Below are 24,567 nucleotides of genomic sequence, written 5' to 3'. Positions count from 1 at the left end.
CTCATGCAGCGCCGTGGACGCGACGAGTTCCTTGAGGCTACCCGGAAACGCAATTCCAATGCTGCCTTACGTGCGGAGTCCGGGGTCGCGCTTCGGCCCCGGCGGGGACGCGGGGGCAAAGCCCCCGTCTTCACCCCACCAGCCGCAACGCCCGCCTCCGCCCGCGCGGACTGGCCGCGGCCGGCAACTCCGGCAAATCCAGCGGTAGCAGCGGCGCCACCTGGGCGGCGCTGCCCACGGTATCCCCGGCGCAATCCTCCTCGCTCGGCTGCGGCAGGTCGCTGCGGCCGAGGTAATCCAGCGCCAGCCGGCGGAAGGCCCAGTCCAGTACCGAGGTGGCGCGCGGGATCGCCGGATCGCCGTCCACCGTGCCGGAGGGGCCGAAGCGGGTATAGGCGAAGGCCTCGACGTAGTCCGAAAGCGGCACGCCGCCCTGCAACCCGAGCGAGACCGCCTGGGCGAAGCTGTCCATCAGGCTGCGGAAGGCCGCGCCTTCCTTGGACAGGCTGAAGGCGATCTCCAGCAGCCGCCCCTCCGCATCCTCGGCGGTGCGCAGCGCGACGCGATGGCCGCCGACCGCGACATGCAGGGTGGTGCCGGCGTGGCGGCGCAGCGGCGGGGTGGCGCTGCGCGGCGCCGGGCGGGCCGGGGCGGGCAGGGCGACCGGCGCGGGCGGCGCGGCATGCAGGAAGGGCGCGATCGCCGCCCGCATCGCCGCCCGGGCGGCTTCGGTGGCCGGCGCCAGCAACGCGCTGGCACGATCGGCGTAATGCCGGGTGACGCGCAGCGCGGCCTGGGTCGGCACCTCGGCCCATTCGCCGGCCTCGGTCAGCACCGGGCGGGTACTGCCGGCGGCCGGGGCGAGCCCACCGGTTTCGGCGCCGAGCAGCGCCTCCACCGCATCGGGCGGCGCCAGGGCGAGCAGCCCCTGGTGGCGCAGGCCGGGTGCGGCGGCGGCGGCATCCAGCGCGGCACGGGCGGCAGCGGCGAGGCCGGGCACCGGCGTCTCGGCGGGCGGCGCCGGCCAGAGCAGCGCGACCGGCTCCCGCACCCCGAGGCGCGTGGCCAGCCGGCCCGACTCGGCCTCCGCCGCGCCGCGCGTCAGGGCGGCGATGCCGGCGGCGGTGGCCCGCCCCTCCGGCGAATCATAGGCGAGGCCGAGGCCACAGAGCAGCCCGGCGAGGTCGGCGAAGCCGAGTCGGAGCCTGGTGGCGCGGCCGCCGGCCAGCGCGTCCAGGGCGCGGACGGCCAGGGCGCAGGCTGCGGCATAGGCTTCAAGGTCGAAGCCGCCGTCAGGATCCAGGAAGGCCGGCAGGTTGAGCACGAAGCGGGTGTCGCGGCCGCTGCCCCAGGCCTCGGCCCCGGCGCTGCCGCGACGGCTAAGCAGCAGGGCGCGCAGCCCTTCGGCAAGCGCCTCCGCCCCGGGCGCGTCCAAGGTACCGGCCTTGAGGCCGCCGCGGGCGGCGCGGCTGATCCAGGCCTCGGCGGCGCGCGGCAGGCTTGCCGGCCCTTTGCCGGGGGCGAGGGCGGCCAGCGCCGCCGCGGCCTCGGCCGGCCAGTCCGGTGGCAGCGCCACCGCGCGCAACGGAGCGTCCGGATCGGCGCCGACGCGCTGCCGGCGCAGCGCAAGACCATCCCAAAGAGTGCCCAGGAAGCGTGTCATGCCGGGATGCTACGGCGCTGCTCAGGGAGGGGGAAGCCGTATCTGGTGGCAATTCACCGCCAGGGACCCAACATCCTGTGGATATCGTCCCGGAACAGGGAAGTGGGCGAGGCTGGCCGGTGCTGCTTTGCGCCGCAACACGCGGCGTGCGATTGTCCGGCCCGATTCCTGCTCTGAAACCTGCGTCCGACTTCCTGGCTCCGAGGAGATGTTCCGGCCCCATGTCCTTCCTGCTGCGCCTGACCTCATCGCTGACTGGCCGCCGGGTCGGCACCGACCGTTTCGGCAACGTCTATTTCGAGGGCCGCCGCGACCAGCCGATCTACAACCGGCGGCGCCGCTGGGTGCTCTTCGCCCATGGCAAGGAGCCGACCACCGTGCCGCCGGAATGGCACGCCTGGCTGCACCACACCGTGGCCGAACCGCTGGCGGAGCAGAAGCGCTACCCCTGGCAGCAGGAGCATCTGCCCAACCTCACCGGCACACCGCACGCCTATCGCCCGGCCGGCCACGATTATGTCGGCGGCACGCGGCGGGTGACCGGCGGCGACTACGAGGCCTGGACGCCGGGATCTTGATCCTGTCCAAGGCCGTGAACGTTCAAGGGATCCGCATCGCATGAGGGGACGCAGCCTGGTAGAGGTGGCAACCGGCGCCGTGGTGCTGCTGGTGGCCGCCATCTTCCTTGCTTACGCCATGCTGCACAGCGGCCGCAGCGCGTCCCTGTCGGACGGCTTGGTGCTGCGGGCGAAGTTCGACCGCATCGACGGCATCTCGAACGGTGCCGATGTGCGCATCGCCGGGGTGAAGGTGGGCAGCGTCACCGACACCCGCATCGACCCGCAGAGCTTCTCGGCGGAGCTCACCCTTCGGGTGGACCGCAGCCTGAAGCTGCCCTCCGACACCTCGGCCGAGGTCACCTCGGAGGGGTTGCTCGGGGGCAAGTATGTCTCGCTGGTGCCGGGCGGCAGCGAGCAGATCCTGGGCGACAATGGCCGGATCACCGAGACGCAAGGGTCGGTCAGCCTTGAATCCCTGCTCGGCCGGTTCATCTTCTCGGTCACGCAGATGAACAGCCAACCGAGCCAGAACCAGGGCGGCGGCAGCGCCGCGCCGGCCACGCCGCCGCGATGACGAGCGAACTGCCCGCCACCTGGCCGGGCGCCGATGGCGCGCCGCTCTCCTGCCGGGAGAAGCTGAAGGTGCTGGCGGAGAATCACCGCGAGCTGGCCCAGGTGATGCGCGACGCCTTCGAGGATGCGGTGCTGATGGGTGTCGACGAGCAGGCGATGCGCCGCATCCTCGGCGAGATGGTGCAGGCGCTGCCCAGCCCGAAACGGCCGCCCCGATGATGCGTGCCCGGGCGATCCGGGGCGCGCTGGCGTTGCTGCTGGCGGGCGCCGCCCCGGCGCTGGCGCAGGAGTGGGAGCCGAAGCGGGTCGCCGAGCTGCAGTTACTCGACAAGGTAACGGCGCGGATCTCGGTGCTGCGCGCCACCGTCGGCGAGCCGGCGGGCTTCGGCACGCTGACCATCCGCGTCGCCGCCTGCAACGCCAGGCCGCCGGACGAGGTACCGGATGCCGTGGCCTGGATGGAAATCAGCGACAGCCGCCGCGGCGCCGGCGGGCGGCAGGTGTTCCGCGGCTGGATGTTCGCCAATGCGCCCGGCGTCTCGATGCTGGAGCATCCGGTCTACGACCTGCGGGTGCTCGACTGTAAGTGACCGCGCCCGACCGGTTGGGCACCGGCCGGCCAGGCCCGGCGCTGCCGCTCTCCGACCACTGCGACGGCCGGGTCTTCCACAATGTCCACGACCGCACCGAGAAGACGCTGCGCGACGACTGGCGCTGGCGCCGGAGCGCGACGCCGGCGCCCTGGCCGGCCTGGGTGGAGGATCCGCCGCAGCCGCCCCCGGCGCGGGTCGGGCCAGACCGGATCGCTGCCACCTTCATCGGCCACGCCAGCTTCCTGGTGCAGATCGGCGGGCGCTGCGTGCTGCTGGACCCGGTGTGGTCGCCGCGCTGTAGTCCGCTGCGCTTCGCCGGGCCCCGGCGGGTGCGGCGTCCTGGCCAGCCGCTGGCCGCGCTGCCTGGCGTCGAGCTGCTGCTGGTCAGCCACAACCATTACGACCACATGGACCTGGCGACCTTGCGGCAGGTGCGGCAACGCTGGCAGCCGGCGGCGGCGACCGGGCTCGGCAATGCACGGCACCTGGCCAGGGCCGGCATCCATGGCGCGCGGGAGCTGGATTGGTGGGACAGCGTCGAACTCGCCGGGCTGCGGGTGACCTATGTGCCGGCGCAGCATTTCTCCGCCCGCACTCCCTTCGATCGCCACCGCAGCCTCTGGGGTGGCTTCGTCATCGAGGCGCCCCATGCCTGCGTCTACTTCGCCGCGGACAGCGGCTGGTGCCCGCATTTCGCCGAGATCGCCGCCCGCTTCCCGCGCATCGACCTCGCCCTGCTGCCGATCGGCGCCTTTGAGCCGCGCTTCTTCATGCGCACCCAGCACATGGACCCGGAGGAGGCGGTGGCGGCGCATCGGGTGCTGCGGCCGCGGCGCAGCATCGGCATGCATTTCGGCACCTTCGCCGGGCTGACCGATGAGGCGATCGACGCACCGGAGCGCTGGCTGGCCGAGGCGCGGGCGCGGCAGGGCGTGGCGGCGGAGGAGTTCGTGACCATCCCCTTCGGGGCGACGCTGGAGATGGCAGCCGGCGGCTGAAATCGCGCGGCCCTTGCACCTTCGCCGTGCTGCCGCGTTGCGGGATGACCAACCGGAGAATCCCCATGGCCGAGCTCCCCAAAGGCAGCCGGGAGCGGATGAACACCGCTGACCCGAACTCCAAGACAACCACCGCTGAGGTGCAGCAGGGCGGGACGACGCAGAATCCGAAGGCCAAGGTGCCGTCCGACCTCTACCCCGACCCGCCTGGCGTGACCGATGAGGCGAAGGGCGGGCCGGATGATTGAGCGGTGGCGGGAGCGCTGCCGCGGTCCTTGAAGCCCCGGCCTGGATTTGACGATCCCCGTTCGAAGGGCGGGCCGCACCACCCTCGTCATACGCAGGCTTGATCCATGCACCCAATTTGAGCCCGAAAACAAAAGGTTGGGCAGCCATGGATCAAGCCGGCCGTGACCGGGTGAGGGGCCCGCGCCTAGGCCTTCACCAGCCCGGTCGGCAGCCCGTCCAGGCTGACCGCGTTCTTCTCCCGCCGGTAAGCCTCCAGCCCATCCTCGCCCTTGGCCCGCGCCCAGCGCTGCAGGTTCGGCCGGTCGGCGGCGAAATCGAACATCGGCACGCCATAGCCGCAGGAGGTCTGCACCAGCTCCACCGCCAGGCGCACGATCTGCCGTGCCCCCAGCGGTTCCTCGCCGCCGTAGTGCTCCGCCAGCACCTCGGCATACTCCGCCCCGCCACGCGGCAGCGACTGCCCGCGGCCGTAGAGGCGGAGGATCAGCGGCGCGCCCTCGAAGGCGCAGAACATCAGGGTCAGCCGGCCATCGGCCCGAAGATGCGCCGCGGTCTCGCTGCCGCTGCCGGTCTGGTCCAGCCAGCAGACGCTGGCCTCGCCCAGCACCCGCAAGGCCCCGGCCTCGCGCGGCGAGAGGTTCACCCGCCCGGTCGCTGCGGCGGAGGCAGCGAAGAAGATGCGCTGCCTGGAGATAAAGCCGCGATGATCCTCGGTCAGCGTCGGATAGAATTTCGCCATCTCGTCCTCCCGGCAGCCGGATGTGGTCCCGCTGCTCTGCCCGCCCTGCAACCACGCAACCTGCCGCGGCGCATGATCCCGGCGATGGTCCAGGCGTTCTCCCCGAACAAAGGAGAGCAGCGCATGGTTGGAGTGTAGCACATGGACAGATCCGAGGAGTTCCAGGCGGCAGTGATCGCCGGCGATGCTGCGACCGTGGCTGCCAGGCTCGCCGAGGATCCACAGCTCGCCGCGCCCCGCGGCGATGGCACCGACCCGGTGGCGCTGGCGGCGCAGCATGGCCGGTTGGAAGTGCTGCGCCTGTTGCTCGAAGCCGGCGGCGTCGCCCCGCCCGAGGGTGACACGCGGCAGGCGCCCACCCCGCTGATGCGGGCGGCCGCCGCCGGCGCGGCCGATGCGGTGGCGCTGCTGCTGCAATACGGCGCCGACCCGGCGCTGCGCGATCTCGAGGGGCGCACCGCCGCTGACCTGGCGGACGCCGCCGGCCACCACGATCTGGCGCGCCGCCTGGCACCCGATTCCGAGGCCGAGCGGATCATCCGATAGGCCGTGGCGGGCGTTCCTCCCGGCCTGCGGGCCGCACATCCCCAACTGAAGATGGAGACAGTCGATGGCACGGATCCTGGTGCTCTACTACTCGATGTACGGCCATATCGAGACCATGGCCGGCGCTATTGCCGAAGGCGCCCGCTCCGTCGGCGCCGAGGTGACGGTGAAGCGGGTGGCGGAGCTGGTGCCGCGCGAGGTGCTGGAGGCATCCGGCGCGAAGCTGAACCAGCCGGCGCCCGAGGCGGCGCCGCAGGAGCTGGACCAGTACGACGCCATCATCATTGGCTGCCCGACCCGCTACGGCAGGATGGCGGCGCAGATGGCGCAGTTCTGGGACCAGACCGGCGGGCTCTGGGCGCGCGGCGCGCTGATCGGCAAGGTCGGCAGTTGCTTCACCTCCACCGCCTCGCAGCACGGTGGGCAGGAGACCACGCTGATGGCGATGCACACGATGATGCTGCACCAGGGGATGGTGCTGGTCGGGCTGCCCTACAGCGCCGCCGGGTTGACGACGCTCGACGAGATCACCGGCGGCAGCCCCTATGGCGCGACCACCATCGCCGGCGGCCAAGGCCAGCGCCAGCCGAGCGCGAATGAGCTGGAGCTGGCCCGCTTCCAAGGGCGGCATGTGGCGGAGATTACCGCCAAGCTGATGCGGTAGAGCGGTTCGCGGCGGGGCGTGAACGCCCCGGAGCGTCGATCCACTCTCCAGGCAACAGGCTGCAGCGGAGTGGCGTTCAGACCTGATGCAATCCGCTGCAGCTAGGCCGGTCAGCCCTCTGGCTGGATGTTCGCCTGGCGGATCACCTGCCCCCAGGTGGCGATGTCGGCCGCGAGGCGGGCGGCGAATTGCTCTGGCGTGTTCGGCGCGGGCTCCATGCCGATGTGGCGGAGCTTTGCCTGCACATCGGGGTTCGCCAGCATGGCGGCGGTTGCCGCGCCGACCCGGCCGATGATCGCGCCATCGGTGCCGCGCGGCGCGAAGAGGCCGTGCCAGGAACTGGCCTCGAAGCCGGGGATCGCCGCCTCGGCGATCGTCGGTACCTCGGGCATTGCGGCGGTTCGGCTGGGGCCGGAGACGGCGATGGCCCGGAGCTGCCCGTTGAGCACCAGCTCCCGCGAGCCAGGCACCGTGTCGAAGGCCAACTGGATGTCATTGCTCACCAAGCTGGTGACGAGTTGGGCGGCAGTGCGGAAGGGGATATGGCGCAGCTCGAGCCGCCCGGCGGAGATGCGGAAGAGTTCCATGGCCAATTGGGTGGAGGAGCCGACGCCATGCGATCCATAGGCGAGCGCCCCGGGCCGGGCCTTGGCATGGGCGATCAGCTCGGGGATTGAGCGGACCGGCAGCGCAGGGTTGACCACCACCAGATAGGCGCCGGTCACCAGCATCGACACCGGCGCCAGGTCGCGCTGCACGTCGTAGCGGAGGTTCGGCTTGAAGCTAGGATCGATGGCGAGAATCGAGGTGTGCAGCAGCAGGGTGTAGCCATCCGCCGGGGCGCGGATCACCGCTTCGGTGCCGATGGAGCCGGCGGCGCCGGAGCGATTGTCGATCACCACTGGCTGCCCCAGCCGCTCCGCCAGGCCGGGCGCCACCAGCCGGGCCACGGCATCGGCCGAGCCGCCCGGCGCGTAGGGCACGATGAGGCGGATGGGGCGGCTGGGGTAATCCGACGCTGCTGCCGCCGGGACGGAGAGCGGGCTGCCGATGAAGGCGAGGACGGCAAAAAGAAGCCGTACAGGGTACATCTATTCCTCCTGGATTATTGGCCGGTTCGGCATGTTGTTCTGGTCAGTATGCTGGACGTTGGCAGAAACGGTGAAGGGTGGTGGGCGCATTTGGCAAGGCCTTGCCGCGATTGGCCAGGCGCCGCGCCGCATGAGCGCCGGGTCTGGAATCATGTAACGATGCAAATGGTCGTACTGGTGGCTCTTGGTCGTACTGGTGGCTCTGCCGCGGGATGGCTCCAGCCATCTCAGGCCAGTGCGCCGCGAGCAACGCTACCGTCCGCACCCGGGACCTGCCCCTTCAGCCAAGCCCAAGCTTGGCGCCCATGGGGCGGAGGCGAGGATTTTGTCTCCCGTCCCGACGCGCCCTGATCGCGCAGCAATGCAGAGAGGACGCGCGCATTCCGCGCAATGGCTGTAGAGTGCTTCTGGCCCAGGGACGGAACGGTTCCCGAGCGGCTTGCCCAGGGCCATCGGCCCGTGGGCGGATGAGAGCAAGATCGGGATAGCTGCGCGGATGCTACCGAACGAGATCGCCGGGAAATACGAGTTGCGCGGCACGCTCGGGGCCGGTGCCATGGGCACCGTCTATGATGCGGTCGACCGCATGATCGAACGGCGGGTCGCCATCAAGGTGGTGAAGCGGCCGCCACCCGGGGATCCCGAGGGCGAGGAGGCGCATGGCCGCTTCCGGCGCGAGGCCCAGGCCGCTGGCCGGCTCTCCCACAACAACATCGTCGGCGTCTACGATTACGGCGAGAACGCCGACTCCGCCTGGATCGTCATGGAACTGGTCGAGGCCGGCTCGCTCAAGGACCGGCTGGACAAGAAGGAACGTTTCCCGGTCGCCGAGATCGTCCGGGTGATGGAGCAGGTGCTGGCGGCGTTGGCCTATAGCCACGGCCGTGGCGTGGTGCACCGTGACATCAAGCCGGCCAACATCATGCTGGCGCATGACGGTACGGTGAAGATGGCCGATTTCGGCATCGCCCGTCTGGAGAACTCCTCCATGACGCAGGTCGGCACCATCATGGGCACGCCCTCCTACATGGCGCCGGAGCAACTGCGCGGCGAGACGGTGGATGCGCGGGCCGACATCTGGGCCGCCGGCGTCATGCTCTATCAGCTGCTGACCGGGGAGAAGCCGTTCGACGGCGGCCTCGCGGCGCTGATGCACAAGGCGCTGCATACCGAGCCGGTGCCGCCGAGCCAGCTTTCCGTCACCACGCCGCGGGCCTTCGACGCGGTGGTCGCCAAGGCGCTGGCCAAGCGGCCGGAGGATCGCTGGCCAACCGCCATCGCCTTTGCCGAGGCCATCCGCAACGCCGCCGTCGCTTCAGCGGTGCCCGCCGATGCGCCGGCCGAGGCGGAGGACTCCGAGGCGACGATGGTCGCCGTGGCGCGGCCGGCGGCAGCGGCCGCCGCGCCACGGCTGGTCGATCCCTTCGATGCCGCGCCGGCGGTGGCGGTGCCGCCGCCCCAGCCGCCCGCTGCCCCGGCACCGCCGCCGAAGAGGAAAGCGCCCGTCGCGCTGATTGCCGGCGGCGGCGTGGCGGCGCTGATCGCCGCCGGGGTCGCCGGCTTCCTGCTGCTCAGCGGCAACGGCGGCCAGCCGGTACCGCCGGACCAGATCGCTCAGGCGGTGCCACAGCAGGATGCCGAGCACCTCGCCTCCGAGCAACGGGCGCAGGAGGAGGCCGCGCGCACCGCCGCCGAGCAGCGGGCACGGGAGCAGCAGGCCGATCAGGCACGGGCCGAGGCTCAGCGCCAGGCGGTCGAGCAGCGGACCCGGGAGGAAGCAGCCCGGCTGCAGGCGGCGCGCGAGGACAGCGACCGCGCCCACCGCCAGGCCGAGCAGGCGCGGCTGGAAGCGGACCAGCGGGCCGAGGCCGCCCGCCAGCAGCAGCAGGCGGAGGCGCGACAGGAGGAGGAACGCCGCCGCGCCGAGCGGCTGCGCGCCGAGTTGCCCCTGGCCGGCGCCGCCGCCGCGAGCGCCGCCCCCTGTAGCCTGCTGACCTGGACCGCCACGCCGACCACTCTGACCGTCTCCGGCGTGATCCGCCGCGGCGGGGAGGCGGCGGTACGGCAGGCGATCGCCGCCCGCGGCATCCCGCCCGAGACGGTGCGCCTGCAGCTCTCCCCCTTCGACGGCCCTTATTGCCAGGTGCTCGATCTGGTCCGCCCGGTGGCGGCGGTGCCGGAGGCGGCACCGCAGGTCGAACTCCTCGGCACCCAGCCGCTGGCCAAGGGCGAGCTGCTGAGGATGGAGGTGGCGATGCCGCCGGCGCCGGCGCAGCTCTATGTCGCCTATTTCATGCAATCGGGCGAGGTGGCGCAGCTCGTCGCCTCCCGGCCTGAACAGGCGAACGCCCGGGCGCGGCTCGGCGACCCCAGCGGCAGCTTCACCGGCTGGGAGGTGGATGAGCCTTTCGGCACGGATCTGGCGCTGGTCTTCGCTTCGGACCGGTCGATCTTCCCGCAACGGCGGCCGGTGGTGGAGCAGGCGGACGCTTATCTCTCGGCGCTGGCCACCGGCATCCGGCAGGCCCAGGCGCAAGGCGGCCGAGTCACCGTGCGGGCGATGATCATCGAGACGGTGCAGCGGCGCTGAGAGGGAGATCGGGGCCGCAGCCGCAGTTGTCGTGGGTGGGGTGTTGCCCACCCCCTCTCATGCGCGGAGCTGATCCGCGCATCCGCCTCCATTCCAATGCCGCCGGAAGCCGCCCAGCGGCATGATCTGGCACGCAGGAGGCTCGGTTCCGCCGGGTCCAGCGGAACCGAGCCTGCCCGATCAGCCCATCGCCTTCTTCAGGTTCTCGTCGAGCTTCGCCAGGAAGGCCTGGGTATTGAGCCAGGGCTGGTCCTTGCCGATCAGGATGGCCAGATCCTTGGTCATGTGGCCACTCTCGACGGTGCTGATGCAGACCTTCTCCAGCGTCTCGGCGAAGCCGGTCACGTCCGGCGTGTTGTCGAACTTGCCACGATAGGCGAGGCCCCGGGTCCAGGCGAAGATCGAGGCGATCGGGTTGGTGCTGGTCTCGCGGCCCTTCTGGTGCTCGCGGTAGTGGCGGGTGACGGTGCCGTGCGCCGCCTCCGACTCCACCGTATTGCCGTCCGGGGAGAGCAGCACCGAGGTCATCAGGCCGAGCGAGCCGAAGCCCTGCGCGACGATGTCGGACTCGACGTCGCCGTCGTAGTTCTTGCAGGCCCAGACATAGCCGCCTTCCCACTTCAGGGCGGAGGCCACCATGTCATCGATTAGCCGGTCCTCGTAGGTCAGGTTCGCGGCCTTGAACTGCGCGGCGAATTCCTTGTCGAAGATCGCCTTGAAGATGTCCTTGAACTCGCCGTCATAGGCCTTGAGGATCGTGTTCTTGTGGCTGAAGTACACGCTGAAGCCGCGCGCCAGGCCGTAGTTGAAGGAGGCGCGGGCGAAGCCCTCGATGGACTTGCGGGTGTTGTGCATGCCCATCAGCACGCCGCCGCCCTCGGGGAAGTTGGTCACTTCCAGGGTCACTGGCTCGCCGCCGTCGGCCGGCGTCCAGCTGATGGTCGCCTTGCCCGGGCCCGGGATTTTGGTCTCGGCGGCGCGGTAGATGTCGCCATAGGCGTGGCGGCCGATGACGATCGGCTTCGACCAGTGCGGCACCAGGCGCGGCACGTTCTGGCAGATGATCGGCTCGCGGAAGATGGTGCCGTCGAGGATGTTGCGGATGGTGCCGTTCGGGCTGCGCCACATCTTCTTCAGGCCGAATTCGGCGACGCGGGCCTCATCCGGGGTGATCGTCGCGCATTTCACGCCGACGCCGTACTGCTTGGTGGCGTTGGCGGCGTCGACCGTGATCTGGTCGTCGGTCTCGTCGCGCTTTTGGATTCCGAGGTCGTAGTACTTCAGGTCGATGTCGAGGTAGGGGAGGATCAGCCTGTCCTTGATGAACCCCCAGATGATGCGGGTCATCTCATCCCCGTCCATCTCCACGACGGGGGTCTTTACCTTGATCTTCGCCATGAACCGATCCTCATCGTCTCCCGCCGCGGAGCGGTGCGCGGATGCGGCAGGGCTGCAGAAAGCGGCCGGAACATCGCACCGGGCCGGGACGCGGGCAAGCCCGGCCGGAGGGGCAATTCGCGCCTCGCGGCAGGGTCAAGCGCCGGTCCGTGGCCTGGGCCCGCCGCCGGAAGGCCGGGCCACCGCGCCCCGGGTGTCAGGCCGCCTGCTTCGCCGTGATCAGCCCCTGTTCCACCAGCGCCTCGGCAATCTGCACCGCGTTCAGTGCCGCGCCCTTGCGCAGGTTGTCGGAGACGCACCAGAAGGCCAGGCCATGCGGCACGGTCGGGTCGCGGCGCAGCCGGCTGACGTAGACGGCATCCTCGCCGGCGGCGTCGATCTGGGTGATGTATCCACCATCCTCGCGCTTGTCGATGAGCTGGACGCCGGGCGCGTCCCGCAGCGCCTCGATGGCCTGCTCCTCGGTGATCGGGCCCTCGAACTCGACGTGCACGGCTTCCGAATGGCCGATGAAGACCGGCACGCGGACGCAGGTGGCGATGACCGCGATATCGGGGTCAAGGATCTTCCTGGTCTCCACCGCCATCTTCCACTCCTCCTTCGTGCTCCCATCATCCATGAACCGGTCGATGTGCGGGATGCAGTTGAAGGCGATTGGCTTGGTGAATTGCTCGGGCACAGAGGGGTCGTTCACATAGACGGCGCGGGTCTGGTTGAACAGCTCGTCCATGCCTTCCTTGCCGGCGCCGGAGACCGACTGGTAGGTGGAGACGACGACCCGCTTGATGCGGCTGATGGCGTGCAGCGGGTTCAGCGCGACCACCATCTGGATGGTCGAGCAATTCGGGTTGGCGATGATGTTCCGCTTGCTGAACTGCTTCAGGTGGTGAGGGTTCACCTCCGGCACCACCAGCGGCACGTCGTGGTCCATGCGGAACTGGCTGGTGTTGTCGATGACGATGCAGCCCGCCGCCGCCGCCCGCGGCGCATGCACCGCCGAGACCGAGGCGCCCGGGGAGAACAGGCCGATATCGATGCCCTTGAAGTCGAAGGTCTCCAGGTTTTTCACCTTGAGCACGGTCTTCTCGCCGAAGGACACTTCCATCCCCGTCGAACGGCCCGAGGCGAGGGCGATGGCCTCACTCACCGGGAAGTTCCGCTCGGCGAGGGTCTTCAGCATCTCGCGCCCCACCGCACCGGTGGCGCCGACGATCGCGACCCTGTAGCCCATGACCTGCTCCTGAAACGACCGAGGCCCCCCGCTTCGACGGAGGGCGCCGGTTCTGTAGGGCCGGGACGGCCGCGGTTCAAGGGAAGACCAGCCCATCCCCTTGATGGTGCCTGCACCGGGGGCCATCATACCCGATGGCGCACCGCCGGATGGAGGCAAACATGGTCTGGAAGAAGCCGCGCGTAACCGAGATATCCCTGGCGCTCGAGATCAACAGCTACGCCTGCGCGGAGATCGGCTGAGGCTTCCTCGCGGCCGATTCTTCTCTTCGCTCATTGCATGAGGCCCTGCGCCGGCCGTTCCGGCGCCGGGCTTTCTGTCCGGTCTTCTCCCGACCGTTGGCGTACAGAACCTGGCCGGCCAAAATCCGCTCCACGCCGCAACCTAGCTCCGCACCTTCCGCAGCGACGGCACCGGCACGAGCAGATGAACCTGCTGGCGCGGGATATCGCCGGTATGTAGGCCGCCGACCTTACCGCCAGCCACGCCGCCGCCGCGGTGACGGCGACGGTGCAAGGGCGGTAGCCGGTTGAGGCCCGCCCGTGCAGCCGGCAAGACGCCGCGACAGCGCTTTGCAGTCCGGCTGAACGCCGAGTCACGCTGGGCCGTTGCTCGTGAAACGGATTCGCGTTCCGGGGCGTTCACGTTCTTCCACGATCCGCTCTGGCGCAGTCATCAAGGGGAGATCCCATGGTCTGGAGCAAGCCCCGCGTGACCGGAATCCCCCTCGCGCTCGAGATCAAAGCCTGCGCCGGGCGTGGCTGAACCTGTTCCGCAGGGGGGCATGATGCGGGCGATCATCCTGGGTGCCGGGGCAGGGGGGGGCTTCCCGCAATGGAATTCCGCCGGGCCGGGCTGCCGCCGCGCCCGCGCCGGCGACCCCGCGGCGCGGCCGCGCAGCCAGACCTCGGTGGCGATCTCGGCCGATGGGCAGCGCTGGGTGCTGCTGAACGCCGCGCCCGACCTGCGGGCGCAGCTGGAAGCGACGCAGGTGCTGCACCCGCGTCCGGGGCCCGGCGCCATACGGCACTCGCCGATCGCCGCGGTGGTGCTGACCGGGGCCGAGGTGGATGCCATCGCCGGGTTGCTGACCCTGCGGGAACGCCACCCCTTCGCCCTCTACGCCGGTGCGCCGGCGCTCGGCGTGCTGGCGGCGAACCCGATCTTCCAGGTGCTGGACCCGGCGCTGGTGCCGCGGCGCCGGTTGCCGCTGGAAGAGGGCACGCCCTTGTGCGATGCCGCCGGCACGCCCCTCGGCCTCACCCTCGAAGCCTTCGCCGTACCGGGCAAGGTGCCGCTGTTCCAGGAGGCAGGCGGCGCCGATCCCGGCCGGGCGGAGGATGGCGAGACCATCGGCCTCGCCCTCTCCGCCGGCGGCGGGACACTGTTCTTCATCCCCGGCTGCGCCGCCCTGACGCCGGCGCTGCGCGCCCGGCTTGCAGGCGCCGCCTGCGTGCTGTTCGACGGCACCCTGTGGCAGGACGATGAGATGATCCGCGCCGGCGCCGGGCCGAAGACCGGACGGCGGATGGGACACATGAGCATCAACGGCGCGGAGGGCACCATGGCGGGCTTCGCCCGGCTCGGGGTGCGGCGCCGCATTCTGATCCATCTGAACAACACCAACCCCGTCTTGCTGGCCGACAGCCCGGAGCGCGCGGCCGCCGTCGCCGCCGGCTGGGAGGTTGCCGAGGATGGCATGGAGATCACGCTGTGACGGATGACGCGCCGCTGCCGCCGGAGGAGCTGGAGCGGCGCCTCCGCGCCATCGGCGAGGAGCGCTATCATATCCACCACCCCTTCCATCACCTGCTGCATGGCGGGCGGCTGACGAAAGGGCAGGTGCAGGCCTGGGCGCTGAACCGCTACTACTACCAGGCCAGCATTCCGGCGAAGGACGCCTCCCTGATCGCCCGGCTGCCGACGCCGGCGCTGCGCCGGGAATGGCGGCGGCGGCTGGCCGACCATGACGGCGACGGCGAGCACCCTGGCGGCGTCGAGCGCTGGCTGCGGCTGACCGACGGGCTTGGCCTCGACCGGGACTACGTGACCTCGCTGCGCGGGCTGCTGCCCGGCACGCGCTTCGCGGTGGATGCCTATGTGAACTTCGTGAAATACCGCTCGGTGCTGGAAGCGGTGGCCTCGTCACTCACGGAGATGTTCTCGCCGGACATCATCTCGCAGCGCGTCGCCGGCATGCTGCGGGGCTACGACTTCGTCTCGGCGGAGACGCTGGCCTATTTCACCCCGCGCCTCACCCAGGCGCCGCAGGATGTGCGTTTCGCCCTGGACTACGTGAAGCGGGAGGCACGGACGCGGGCGGAGCAGGAGCAGGTGATGGATGCACTGCGTTTCAAATGCGACCTGCTCTGGGCGCAGCTCGATGCGCTGCATTTCGCCTATGTCGCGCCCGCGCTGCCGCCGCCCGGCGCCTTCCGCCCCGGCACGCCGCCATGAATCCCGCCAGCATCCCGCGCCTGGCGCCGGGGATGCGGCTGCGCGAGGACAAGGCGCGCGGTCAATGGGTGGTGCTGGGGCCGGAGCGGATGTTCGTGCCGGACGCGGTGGCGCTGGAGGTGCTGCGGCTGCTGGACGGGGCCCGCAGCATCGATGCCATGGCCGACGACCTCGCCGCCCTCTACGACGCGCCGCGTACGGAGATCCTGGCCGATGTGCTGGCGCTGCTGGAGGATCTTCACGCCCGGGGCGTGGTGCTGGCATGACGGCGGGCCGGGGCAGCATCGAAGCGCCGCTCGCGCTGCTCGCCGAGCTGACCCATCGCTGCCCGCTGCACTGCCCCTATTGCTCCAACCCCACCGCCCTGACCGGCCCTGGCGCCGAGCTCGACACCGCGACCTGGGCGCGGGTGTTCCGCGAAGCGGCGGCGCTCGGCTGCCTGCAGGTGCATCTCTCCGGCGGCGAGCCCACGGCGCGGCGTGATATCGTGGCGCTCGTCGCGGCGGCCAGCGCGGCCGGGCTCTACACCAACCTGATCACCGCCGGTGTGCTGCTGGATGCGGCAAAGCTGGCGGCGCTGGCGGCGGCCGGGCTGGACCATGTGCAGCTCTCGGTCCAGGACGCCGAACCGGCGTCCGCCGATCGCATCGGCGGCTATGCCGGCGGTCATGCGAGGAAGTTGGCGGCGGCGCGGCTGGTCACCGAGGCTGGCCTGCCGCTGACCTTGAACGCGGTGGTGCACCGGCAGAACCTCGACCGGCTGCCGGCGCTGATCGCGCTGGCGCTCGACCTCGGCGCCGGGCGGCTTGAGGTGGCGCATGTGCAGTACTACGGCTGGGCGCTCGCCAACCGTGACGCGCTGCTGCCAGGCCGCGACCAGCTTGAGGCGGCGACCCGAACGGTGGAGGCGGCCCGCCGTGCGCTGAGCGGCCGGCTGGTGATCGACTATGTGGTGCCGGATTACCACGCGGCGCGGCCGAAATCCTGCATGGGCGGCTGGGGCCGGCGCTTCCTGGCGGTGTCTCCCGCCGGCCGGGTGCTGCCCTGCCATGCCGCGGAAAGCCTGCCCGGCTTCGACTTCCCCGATGTGCGCCAGGTTTCGCTGCGGCAGGCCTGGGAGGATTCCGGGGCCTTCGCCCGGTTCCGTGGCACCGGCTGGATGCCGCCGCCCTGCCGTGGCTGCGACCGGGCGGAGGTGGATTGGGGCGGCTGCCGCTGCCAGGCCTTTGCCCTGACCGGCGACGCCGCCGCCACCGACCCGGCCTGCGCCTTTTCGCCGCACCATGCGTTGCTGGCATCGGCAGTCGCGACGGCGGCGGCAAGCGGGGAGGGCTTCACCTACCGCGAACCCCGGCGCCAGCCCTGACGACCTTGGGGTTGCCGTTGCCGTCGGGCGCGCCACACTCCAATGGCCCGATCCGGGCGCCTGGTCCCCAGGCTCCAGGTGAATCGGGCCACCGCACCACTGGCCGGCGGTGCGAAGCGGGCGGATCATCGGTCCGCTTCGCACCGCCGGCCCAGACCTTCAAGGGAAGAGGCTCATGTTCCTGCCGAGTTGCAATCCGCTGGCGATGGCCGGCACCGCCATGGGCGGCATGGCCGTGCTGGCCGGCATCGGGCCGTTCCTGGCCGGCGTTGGCGTCGGCGCCGGGATCGTCGGCGGCGCCTGCCTGGCGCGCCAGGCGATGCGAAAGCGCTCGGAATGGCGCGAGGACCACGGCAATGTCGCCGCCGCCGATGTCGCTGCCGCCGATACGCTGCCCGACGAGGGCGAGCCGTTGCCGGGCGCCAACCCGATCTGAGCCTGACGGAGGTTGATCGTGACCGATCAATCTCCCCTTCGACCGCCGGGCGGCTTGCTCCGCAAACTTGGCGACGCGCCACCTGGCAGTCGGCATGGATGGACGATCCATGCTGCTGGCATGAGGCGCCTTCCGGCCTGCCGCGTCGCGCCGGAAGGCGCTACCCTCCCGGCTGGAACAGCTCGGGAGGGTCCGGCATGGCCGGCAAGATCAGCGTCGAACGCCAGGGGGCGGTGGCCTTCGTCATCATCGCGCATGAGGCGAAGCTCAACACGCTGAACCCCGAGTTGATGCGCGAATTCGCCGCCACCTTCGCCCGGCTCTCAGCCGACGAGACCCTGCATGCCGTGGTGCTGACCGGTGCCGGCCCCAAGGCCTTCGTCGGCGGCGCCGATATCGGCGCCATGGCGGCGCTGGAGGACGGCGAGGCGGCGCGCGCGTTCATCACCCTGGTGCATGGCTGCTGCCGCGCGGTGCGCGACTGCCCGGTGCCGGTCATTGGCCGGATCAACGGCTGGACTCTGGGCGCCGGGCTGGAACTCGCCGCCGCCTGCGACCTTCGCATCGCCGCCGACACCGCCCGCTTCGGGATGCCGGAGGTGCGCGTGGGCATCCCCTCGGTGGTGGAAGCCGCGCTGCTGCCAGGGCTGATCGGCTGGGGCCGCACCCGCCGCCTGCTGCTGCTTGGCGAGACCATCGGGGCCGCGGAGGCGGCGGAGTGGGGGCTGGTCGAGAAGGTGGTCCCGGCGGAAAGGCTCGATGCCGCGGTGACGGAATGGCTGGCGCTGCTGGGCGAGGCGGGGCCGCGGGCGATCCGGCTGCAGAAGGCGCTGATCCGGCGCTGGGAGGACCTGCCGCTGGGCGAGGCGGTCGCCGCCGGCATCCCCGCTTTCACCGCTGCCTGGGACACCGATGAGCCGCGCCGCCTGCTGGGGGGCTTCGCGGCGCGGCGCCGCTGACCAGGCGGCGCCGCCCGCCGAGGCTGCCCTGTCCGCACCCCCCGACCGAATGGCAGGTCCTGGGCGGATTCCGCCCGGGGTGGGCGGCAGCCAATCCTGATGGCGCGTCAGAGGTGGAGATAGCCCTCCCGCACCGTCGCATCCGCCGCCAGCGCGGCGCTGTCGCCGGTCCAGACGCTGCGGCCCTTCTCCACCACCACATGCCGGTCGGCGAGGCGCATCACCGCGGCCAGGTTCTTGTCGATCAGCAGGATCGACTGCCCTTCGGATTTGAGCTTCGCCAGCACCGCCCAGATTTCGGCGCGGATCAGCGGCGCCAGCCCCTCGGTCGCCTCGTCCAGGATCAGCAGCTTCGGATTGGTCATCAACGCCCGGCCGATCGCCAGCATCTGCTGCTCGCCGCCGGAAAGCTGCGCCCCGCTGTTGCGCCGCCGCTCGGCGAGGCGGGGAAAGAGCGCATAGACCGCGGGGAGGGTCCAGCGCGCCGGGCCGCCGGCGCGGTTGGCGGCGGTGGCGGTGAGATTCTCCTCCACGCTGAGGCTCGGGAAGACCTGCCGCCCCTCCGGCACCAGCCCGAGGCCCTGCCGTGCCACCCGGTGCGCCGGCCAGCCTGCCACCTCATCCCCGCCGAACCGGATGCTGCCGCCGAGGATGCGCCCGCCGAGCGCCGGCAGCAGCCCCATGATGGCGCGCACGATGGTGGTCTTGCCCATGCCGTTGCGGCCAAGCAGGGTCACCACCTCGCCGGCGCCGACCGCCAACTCGATCTCCCCCAGCACCTGGCTCTGGCCATAGCCGGCCTGTAGCGCCGCGATCCGCAGCATCATTCCTCCTCACCGAGGTAGGCGGCGCGCACCTCGGGATCGGCGCGGATCGCCTCCGGCGTGCCGGTGGCGATGACGCGGCCGAGCGACAGCACGGAGATCCGGTCGGCCAGGGCGAAGACCGCCTGCATGTCATGCTCCACCAGCAGGATGGCGTAGGCGGATTTCAGCCGGCGCAGGATGCCGATGAGGCGTTCCGTCTCCTCCGGCCCGGCGCCGGCCAGCGGCTCGTCCAGCAGCAGCAGCCGGGGTTGCAGCGCGAGCGCGATGGCGAGTTCGAGCTGCCGCTTCTCGCCATGCGACAGCGCCCCGGCAGCGACAGCGGCGCGGTGCTCCAGCCCGACCTCGGCCAGCGCCGCCAGCGCCGCCGTGTTCAGCCGGGCCTCGGCGGCGGCCGGGCGGCAGAAGCGGAAGGAGGAGCCGGCGCCGGATTGCACCGCCAGCGCCACATTCTCCAGCGCCGAGAAGCCCGGCAGCACGGCGGTGATCTGGAAGCTGCGGGCGAGGCCGAGCCTAGCGCGGCGGTGCAGCGGCAGGGTGGTGATGTCGCGGCCGGCGAAGCGGATCCGGCCGGCATCCGGCGCCAGCGTGCCGCTGATCTGGTGGATCAGCGTGGTCTTGCCGGCGCCGTTCGGGCCGATGACGGCGTGGATGCCGCGCGCCGCCACCGTGAGGGAGACGTCATCCGTCACCGCCAGCCCGCCGAAGCGCTTGCGCAGCCCCTCAAGTTGCAGGATCGGCGCCGGCTCAGCCATCGCGCCGTCTCCGGAGCTGCGCCGGCAGCCCTTCCAGCCCGCCGCGCAGGAACAGCACCGCGAGGATCAGCAGCGGTCCGAAGACCAGCCGCCAATGCTCGGTCAGATGGCTCAGCCATTCCTCCACCAGCACCATGGCCAGCGCCCCGAGCAGCGCGCCCTGCGGCGAGCCGAGGCCGCCGAGGATCACCATGAACAGCAGATCGCCCGAACGCTGCCAGGCGAGGAAGGAGGGGGCGACGAACTCCGTCGCATTGGCCAGCAACGCCCCGGCCAGCCCGGCGATGCCGCCGGCGATGGTGTAGGCGACCAGCCGGTAAGGGTAGGGGTTGAAGCCCACCGCCGCTGCGCGCAGCGGGTTCTCCCGCGTCGCCCGCAGTACCCGGCCGAAGCGGGAGGCGAGCAGCGCGCGGCAGGCCAGCAGGGTTGCGGCCAGCAGCCCGAGGCAGAGGTAATGGAAGGCCAGCCGGTCCTCCAGCCAGCGCGCCCCGCCAAGGGTGGTGCGGCCGTAGAGGGTGTAGCCGTCGTCGCCGCCATAGACCGCGAGCGAAGCGGCGGTGAAGAAGCCCATCTGGCCGAAAGCCAGGGTGATCATGATGAAGTGCACGCCGGTGGTGCGGATCGCCACGGCGCCGGTCAGCAGGGCGAAGAGTGCCGCGGCGCCGATGGCGGAAGGGGCAACGATGGCGGCCTCGGTGATGCCGGCGGCATCCATCACCACCACCGCATAGGCGCCGACGCCGAGCAGCGCCGCATGGCCGAGGCTGACCAGCCCGGCGCCGCCGACCAGCAGCCAGAGGCCGAGCGCCGCCATGCCGAGGATCATGGCGCGGGCCAGCAGGGTCAGTTCATGGCCGGCGCCGAAGCCGATGAAGGGCGCCGCCGCCAGCAGCCCGAGGATCAGCAGCGGCAGCGCCGCCGCGCGTAGCCGTTCCATGCGGCTCAGCCGGCCCGTGCCGGGAACAACCCGCGCGGCCGTACCGCCAGGATCAGCGCCATCGCCATGTAGACCAGCATCGAGCCCAGCGCCGCCCCGGCCTGCCGCGCCGGGGAGGGGGCGAGGACCAGCCGCAGCAGATCCGGCAGCAGGGAACGGCCCAGCGTCTCGATCACCCCGACCAGCAGCGCCGCCAGGAAGGCGCCGCGCACGCTGCCGATGCCGCCGATGACGATGACCACGAAGGCGAGGATCAGGACGGTGTCGCCCATCCCCGGCTCGACGCTCAGGATCGGCGCCGCCATCACCCCGGCGAAACCCGCCAGCATGGCGCCGAAGCCGAAGACCAGCATGAACAACCGGTGGATATCGACGCCGAGCGCCGCCACCATCGGCGCGTTGCTGGCGCCGGCGCGGACCAGCGCCCCGGCCCGGGTGCGCTCCACCAGCAGCCAGAGCAGCGCCGCGGTGCCGAGGCCGGCGCCGAGGATCGCCAGCCGGTACACCGGGTATTGCAGCCCCGGCATCAGGGTGATGCCGCCGGCAAGCGCCTCGGGTGTCGGCGTCTGCAGCGGCGCGCTGCCCCAGAGCACGCGCACCGCCTCGTTCAGGAAGAGGATGACGCCGAAGGTGGCCAGCACCTGGCTGAGGTGGTCGCGGGCGTAGAGGTGCCGGAACACCAGCCATTCCAGCAGCAGCCCGCAGCCGAGCGCCGCCGGCAGGGCGAGCGCCAGCCCGGCCCAGAAGCTGCCGGTGGCGGCCGCCAGGGTCGCGCCGAGGTAGGCGCCCAGCATGTACTGCACGCCATGCGCCAGGTTGATGAAATCCATCACCCCGAAAACCAGGGTAAGACCGGCGGCGACGAGGAAGAGCAGCACGCCGAATTGCAGCCCGTTCAGCGTCTGCACCAGCAGGAGCTGTGTCGTCATCCCATCGCCCAGGTCATCGCCGGCATGCCAATCCACCCCCTGTTGGCGATCCTAGACGGCTTTAAAGGTGAGGCTTTACCCTGCCGCAAGGGCCATGGACGCGGCGCGGGTCACCAGCGGGCTGGCCGGATCGGCCAGCGGGGCCAGCACGGTGAAATGGCTCAGCCCCGGCAGCTCCTCCGCCGTGCCGCCCCAGGCGGCGGCGAAGTCGCGGGTCTGGCGGCGGAATTCGGCGCTTTCGGCGCCGCCCACCACGGCGTGCAGCGCGGCGCGCGGCGGTGGCGGCATCAGCCGGGGCGACAGGGCGGCGGCCTCCCTCTCCGTCAGCCGCAGCGCGGTGGCGATGGTGGTCGGCAGCAGCGGCGGCAGTTCGAAGACGCCGGAGATCGGCAGGCCGGCGGGAACCAGATCGGCTGGGAGGGCAGGGTGGCGGGCGCGCCAGTCGGTCGCCATCAGCATGGCGGTGAGGTGTCCGCCGGCGGAATGCCCGGCGGCCAGCAGCCGCCGGCCGGTGCGCCGGTGCAGCAGCACGGCCGCTGCCCTCATCTGCTCGACGATGCGCGCCAGCGTCACCTGGGGACAGAGGTCGTAAGAGGCGACCGCCACCGCCACCCCATGTGCTAGCAGCCCGCGCGCCATGTGGCTGAAGAAGCTGCGGTCCAGCGCCTGCCAGTAGCCGCCATGGATGAAGAGGGCGGTCGGCCAGGACTCGCCCGGCCCGGGGCGGAACAGGTCGAGCTTCTCCCGCTCGCCGGGACCATAGGCGAGGCCAAGCTCCACCTCCGGCCATGCGGCGCGGAAGGCGGCAGCATCCGCTGCCCAGCCGGCGATGATCCCCGGGTGCTCCGGTACCATGGCCCGGTTGTCGTATTCCGCCTGCGCATCCATCGCTGCATTGGACCCGCGGCGACACAACGTTTCAAGGGATCATCCACTTGCTTGTTCCCTTTTTGCCCCATCCATGGGAAGCAGCCCCATGCGCATCTATCTCGCCGGGCCTGAGGTATTTCTTGCCGACTGCGCGGAGATCGCCGCCGCGAAGCAGGCGGTCTGCGCCGCATACGGGCTGGTCGGAATCTTTCCCACCGAGCCGCCTTCCGCGCCGGACGCCGCCGAGCCGGCCTGGGTCCGGGTCTACCGTCAGCTGGAGGCGGAGATGCGCGGTTGCGACGCCATCATCGCCAACCTGACCCCCTTCCGTGGCCCCTCGGCGGACCCCGGCACGGTGTTCGAACTCGGCTTCATGCGGGCACTGGGCAAGCCGGCCTTCGGCTACACCAATGTCGCGGCGCGCTTCGGCGCGCGCACCATGGCGGCAATCGGCCCCGCGGCGCGCCGCCGCGGCGAGGGGTGGGAGGATGCGGAGGGCATGCTGGTCGAAGCCTTCGACCTGCATGACAACCTGATGCTGGAAGGCGGGCTGCATGCCGCCGGCGGCTGTCTGGCGGTGGAAGAGGTGCCTGCGGAGGCGCGCTGGCGCGACCTCGGCGCCTTCACCCGCTGCGTCGAGGCGGCGGCGCGGGTATTGCGGGCTCAGCCCTCCTCGGTGTCCAGCGCATAGCCGGCGGAGCGAACGGTGCGGATCACATCCGCATCGGCCTCGCCGTTGATCGCCTTGCGCAGCCGGCGGATATGGACGTCGACGGTGCGCGGCTCGACATGGATGTCGCGGCCCCAGACCGCGTCGAGCAACTGCTCGCGGCTGAACACCCGGCCAGGGTGCTGCAGGAAGAACTCCAGCAGCCGGTATTCGGTCGGGCCAAGGTGCAGCGGCCTGCCGTTGCGGGAGACACGGTGCGCATCCTGGTCCATGTTGAGGTCGCGCCAGGCCAGCGTGCCCTTGGTGGCGATGCTGCCGGATCGCCGCAGCAGCGCCCGGATGCGGGCCAGCAGCGCCTCCATCACGAAGGGCTTGCCGATGTGGTCGTCGGCCCCGGTGTCGAGGGCGCGGACCGCGTCCTGATCCTCGGTGCGCGCCGTCACCATGATGATCGGCAGGTCGCGCGTTGCCGGCCGGCGGCGCAGCTGGCGGCAGACCTCGAGGCCGGAGAGGGCGGGCAGCATCCAGTCAAGCAGCACCAGATCGGGCCGCTGCTCGGCGACGCGTAGCAGCGCTTCCTGGCCGTCGGCCGCTTCATCGACGCGGAAGCCCTGCTTCTCCAGATTGTAGCGCAGCAGGGTCAGCAGCGGCACCTCATCCTCGACCACCAGGATGGTCGGGCGGCCGGTGCCCTGAATCATGTCGGGCATGACGCGATCCCCGCTCAGGCCGGCGGCCGGACCACGGCGAAGGCGGAGCTGTCGGCCTTCGGGCGTTCCTCCGGCAGCTTGTCGCCGCTGACCGCGTAATGCACGGTCTCGGCGATGTTGGTGGCATGGTCGCCGATGCGCTCGAGATTCTTGGCGACGAACAGCAGATGGGTCGCCGCGGTGATGTTGCGCGGGTCTTCCATCATGAAGGTCAGCATTTCGCGGAAGATGCCGTTGTAGACTTCGTCGATCGGCTCGTCGGCGGCCCAGACCTCGTCGGCGCGGGCGGCGTCGTTGTTCACCAGCGCATCCATCGCGCCCTTCAGGTTCTCCTGCACCAGCACCGCCATGCGCTGGAAGCCGTTCAGGCTGCCGAGCGGCGGCTGCTGGGACACCACGATGGCCCGCTTCGCGGCGTTGCGGGCGTAGTCGCCGATACGCTCGATGTCGTGGCTGATCTTCAGCACCGCGACCACCAGGCGCAGATCCTGGCCGACCGGCTGGCGGAGCGCCAGCAGGCGGATGCAGAGATTCTCGATCTCGCGCTCCAGCGCGTCGATCGCCGCGTCGCGGCCCATCACCTCGGTCGCCATCTCGGCGTCGCGCCGCACCAGGGCGATGGTGGAATCGGCCACCTGCCGCTCGGCGAGGCCGCCCATGCGGGCGACCATCTCGCGCAGCCGCCGCAGTTCCTCGGCATAGGAGCGGACGGTGTGTTCGGCCTTCGGTTCCATGGTATCCGTTCCCGGGTCAATCCGT

The 24,567-nt window shown here is 71.1% G+C and carries 29 protein-coding genes; 17 read left to right on the top strand and 12 right to left on the bottom strand.

All coding sequences use genetic code 11. The features are described from left to right. Window positions 1–130: 130 nt before the first annotated feature. Complete coding sequence (locus H7965_RS09575) at window positions 131–1,663, bottom strand: TSCPD domain-containing protein (RefSeq protein WP_186770347.1); 1,533 nt, start codon at window positions 1,661–1,663, stop codon at window positions 131–133. A 221-nt stretch (window positions 1,664–1,884) separates the two neighbouring features. Here H7965_RS09575 and H7965_RS09570 point away from each other — a divergent pair, with 221 nt between their 5' ends. The 6 genes from H7965_RS09570 (at window position 1,885) to H7965_RS09545 (ending at window position 4,635) form a co-directional block, all read left to right on the top strand. Beyond that, on the top strand, window positions 1,885–2,241 hold the full coding sequence (locus tag H7965_RS09570; protein ID WP_186770346.1) for an NADH:ubiquinone oxidoreductase subunit NDUFA12: 357 nt from the start codon (window positions 1,885–1,887) through the stop codon (window positions 2,239–2,241). A gap of 40 nt (window positions 2,242–2,281) precedes the next feature. Beyond that, window positions 2,282–2,797: an outer membrane lipid asymmetry maintenance protein MlaD gene (mlaD, locus tag H7965_RS09565; protein WP_186770345.1), complete on the top strand. Its 516-nt coding sequence runs from the start codon at window positions 2,282–2,284 to the stop codon at window positions 2,795–2,797. Next, window positions 2,794–3,015 (top strand): hypothetical protein, encoded by a 222-nt coding sequence (locus tag H7965_RS09560; RefSeq protein ID WP_186770344.1) that lies wholly within the window; start codon window positions 2,794–2,796, stop codon window positions 3,013–3,015. The genes mlaD and H7965_RS09560 overlap by 4 nt, the downstream gene beginning before the upstream one ends. Further along, window positions 3,012–3,386, top strand: coding sequence for a DUF2155 domain-containing protein (locus H7965_RS09555; protein ID WP_229682557.1), 375 nt, complete (start codon window positions 3,012–3,014; stop codon window positions 3,384–3,386). Before H7965_RS09560 ends, H7965_RS09555 begins: the two co-directional genes overlap by 4 nt. Continuing rightward, a complete protein-coding gene (locus H7965_RS09550) occupies window positions 3,383–4,387 on the top strand; it encodes an MBL fold metallo-hydrolase (RefSeq protein WP_229682556.1) in 1,005 nt (334 codons plus the stop codon). Before H7965_RS09555 ends, H7965_RS09550 begins: the two co-directional genes overlap by 4 nt. A 65-nt stretch (window positions 4,388–4,452) precedes the next feature. Further along, window positions 4,453–4,635, top strand: a complete 183-nt coding sequence (locus H7965_RS09545; RefSeq protein WP_186770343.1) for a hypothetical protein — start codon at window positions 4,453–4,455, stop codon at window positions 4,633–4,635. A gap of 185 nt (window positions 4,636–4,820) precedes the next feature. Here H7965_RS09545 and H7965_RS09540 read toward each other — a convergent pair whose 3' ends face one another. Continuing rightward, complete coding sequence (locus H7965_RS09540; RefSeq protein WP_186770342.1) at window positions 4,821–5,375, bottom strand: pyridoxamine 5'-phosphate oxidase family protein; 555 nt, start codon at window positions 5,373–5,375, stop codon at window positions 4,821–4,823. A 141-nt stretch (window positions 5,376–5,516) separates the two neighbouring features. Between H7965_RS09540 and H7965_RS09535 the strand changes: the two genes are divergently transcribed. Next, window positions 5,517–5,921, top strand: coding sequence for an ankyrin repeat domain-containing protein (locus tag H7965_RS09535; RefSeq protein ID WP_186770341.1), 405 nt, complete (start codon window positions 5,517–5,519; stop codon window positions 5,919–5,921). Window positions 5,922–5,985: 64 nt separating this feature from the next. Then, window positions 5,986–6,585 carry an NAD(P)H:quinone oxidoreductase gene (gene wrbA, locus H7965_RS09530; RefSeq protein WP_186770340.1) on the top strand — a complete coding sequence of 200 codons (600 nt, stop codon included), beginning with the start codon at window positions 5,986–5,988 and terminating at the stop codon, window positions 6,583–6,585. A gap of 110 nt (window positions 6,586–6,695) precedes the next feature. On the opposite strand, the gene H7965_RS09525 is transcribed toward wrbA, so the two are convergent. Then, window positions 6,696–7,676, bottom strand: a complete 981-nt coding sequence (locus H7965_RS09525) for a tripartite tricarboxylate transporter substrate binding protein (protein WP_186770339.1) — start codon at window positions 7,674–7,676, stop codon at window positions 6,696–6,698. 496 nt (window positions 7,677–8,172) lie between these two features. Between H7965_RS09525 and H7965_RS09520 the strand changes: the two genes are divergently transcribed. Continuing rightward, window positions 8,173–10,266, top strand: a complete 2,094-nt coding sequence (locus H7965_RS09520; RefSeq protein WP_186770338.1) for a serine/threonine-protein kinase — start codon at window positions 8,173–8,175, stop codon at window positions 10,264–10,266. Window positions 10,267–10,446: 180 nt separating this feature from the next. Here the strand turns inward: H7965_RS09520 and H7965_RS09515 are convergent, their stop codons facing one another. Then, window positions 10,447–11,664, bottom strand: coding sequence for an NADP-dependent isocitrate dehydrogenase (locus tag H7965_RS09515; protein ID WP_186770337.1), 1,218 nt, complete (start codon window positions 11,662–11,664; stop codon window positions 10,447–10,449). Window positions 11,665–11,860: 196 nt separating this feature from the next. Beyond that, window positions 11,861–12,895, bottom strand: coding sequence for an aspartate-semialdehyde dehydrogenase (locus tag H7965_RS09510; protein WP_186770336.1), 1,035 nt, complete (start codon window positions 12,893–12,895; stop codon window positions 11,861–11,863). Between the two features lie 134 nt (window positions 12,896–13,029). Between H7965_RS09510 and pqqA the strand changes: the two genes are divergently transcribed. From pqqA to H7965_RS09475, 7 genes are all read left to right on the top strand, one after another. Continuing rightward, window positions 13,030–13,137: a pyrroloquinoline quinone precursor peptide PqqA gene (gene pqqA, locus H7965_RS09505; RefSeq protein WP_222440532.1), complete on the top strand. Its 108-nt coding sequence runs from the start codon at window positions 13,030–13,032 to the stop codon at window positions 13,135–13,137. A gap of 542 nt (window positions 13,138–13,679) precedes the next feature. Beyond that, window positions 13,680–14,612 (top strand): pyrroloquinoline quinone biosynthesis protein PqqB, encoded by a 933-nt coding sequence (gene pqqB / locus H7965_RS09500; RefSeq protein WP_186770335.1) that lies wholly within the window; start codon window positions 13,680–13,682, stop codon window positions 14,610–14,612. Next, window positions 14,609–15,352, top strand: a complete 744-nt coding sequence (pqqC, locus tag H7965_RS09495) for a pyrroloquinoline-quinone synthase PqqC (protein ID WP_186770334.1) — start codon at window positions 14,609–14,611, stop codon at window positions 15,350–15,352. The genes pqqB and pqqC overlap by 4 nt, the downstream gene beginning before the upstream one ends. Next, window positions 15,349–15,618: a pyrroloquinoline quinone biosynthesis peptide chaperone PqqD gene (pqqD, locus tag H7965_RS09490; protein ID WP_186770333.1), complete on the top strand. Its 270-nt coding sequence runs from the start codon at window positions 15,349–15,351 to the stop codon at window positions 15,616–15,618. Before pqqC ends, pqqD begins: the two co-directional genes overlap by 4 nt. Then, complete coding sequence (gene pqqE / locus H7965_RS09485) at window positions 15,615–16,718, top strand: pyrroloquinoline quinone biosynthesis protein PqqE (RefSeq protein ID WP_186770332.1); 1,104 nt, start codon at window positions 15,615–15,617, stop codon at window positions 16,716–16,718. The genes pqqD and pqqE overlap by 4 nt, the downstream gene beginning before the upstream one ends. Window positions 16,719–16,893: 175 nt before the next feature. After that, window positions 16,894–17,154, top strand: a complete 261-nt coding sequence (locus H7965_RS09480; RefSeq protein ID WP_186770331.1) for a hypothetical protein — start codon at window positions 16,894–16,896, stop codon at window positions 17,152–17,154. Window positions 17,155–17,351: 197 nt separating this feature from the next. Further along, window positions 17,352–18,113 (top strand): enoyl-CoA hydratase, encoded by a 762-nt coding sequence (locus tag H7965_RS09475; RefSeq protein WP_186770330.1) that lies wholly within the window; start codon window positions 17,352–17,354, stop codon window positions 18,111–18,113. 107 nt (window positions 18,114–18,220) lie between these two features. Here H7965_RS09475 and H7965_RS09470 read toward each other — a convergent pair whose 3' ends face one another. The 5 genes from H7965_RS09470 to H7965_RS09450 all read right to left on the bottom strand — a co-directional run bounded on the left by H7965_RS09470 (window position 18,221) and on the right by H7965_RS09450 (window position 22,446). Further along, a complete protein-coding gene (locus H7965_RS09470; protein ID WP_186770329.1) occupies window positions 18,221–18,937 on the bottom strand; it encodes an ABC transporter ATP-binding protein in 717 nt (238 codons plus the stop codon). Then, window positions 18,937–19,692 (bottom strand): ABC transporter ATP-binding protein, encoded by a 756-nt coding sequence (locus H7965_RS09465; protein WP_186770328.1) that lies wholly within the window; start codon window positions 19,690–19,692, stop codon window positions 18,937–18,939. The genes H7965_RS09470 and H7965_RS09465 overlap by 1 nt, the downstream gene beginning before the upstream one ends. Then, window positions 19,685–20,629: a branched-chain amino acid ABC transporter permease gene (locus tag H7965_RS09460; protein ID WP_186770327.1), complete on the bottom strand. Its 945-nt coding sequence runs from the start codon at window positions 20,627–20,629 to the stop codon at window positions 19,685–19,687. Before H7965_RS09460 ends, H7965_RS09465 begins: the two co-directional genes overlap by 8 nt. A gap of 5 nt (window positions 20,630–20,634) precedes the next feature. Then, a complete protein-coding gene (locus H7965_RS09455) occupies window positions 20,635–21,558 on the bottom strand; it encodes a branched-chain amino acid ABC transporter permease (RefSeq protein ID WP_186770326.1) in 924 nt (307 codons plus the stop codon). A 75-nt stretch (window positions 21,559–21,633) separates the two neighbouring features. Next, entirely contained in the window at window positions 21,634–22,446 is an 813-nt protein-coding gene (locus H7965_RS09450) for an alpha/beta hydrolase (RefSeq protein WP_186770325.1), read from the bottom strand. An 88-nt stretch (window positions 22,447–22,534) separates the two neighbouring features. Here H7965_RS09450 and H7965_RS09445 point away from each other — a divergent pair, with 88 nt between their 5' ends. Continuing rightward, window positions 22,535–23,119 carry a nucleoside 2-deoxyribosyltransferase gene (locus H7965_RS09445; RefSeq protein ID WP_186770324.1) on the top strand — a complete coding sequence of 195 codons (585 nt, stop codon included), beginning with the start codon at window positions 22,535–22,537 and terminating at the stop codon, window positions 23,117–23,119. On the opposite strand, the gene phoB is transcribed toward H7965_RS09445, so the two are convergent. Continuing rightward, window positions 23,092–23,808, bottom strand: coding sequence for a phosphate regulon transcriptional regulator PhoB (gene phoB, locus H7965_RS09440; protein WP_229682555.1), 717 nt, complete (start codon window positions 23,806–23,808; stop codon window positions 23,092–23,094). The two genes, H7965_RS09445 and phoB, sit on opposite strands and share 28 nt — an antisense overlap. 14 nt (window positions 23,809–23,822) lie before the next feature. After that, entirely contained in the window at window positions 23,823–24,542 is a 720-nt protein-coding gene (gene phoU / locus H7965_RS09435) for a phosphate signaling complex protein PhoU (protein WP_186770323.1), read from the bottom strand. Between the last annotated feature and the right edge of the window lie 25 nt (window positions 24,543–24,567).

The organism is Siccirubricoccus deserti, from assembly GCF_014283215.1.
Lineage (GTDB): Bacteria > Pseudomonadota > Alphaproteobacteria > Acetobacterales > Acetobacteraceae > Siccirubricoccus > Siccirubricoccus deserti.
This window is presented reverse-complemented; position numbering and strand designations above follow the sequence as displayed.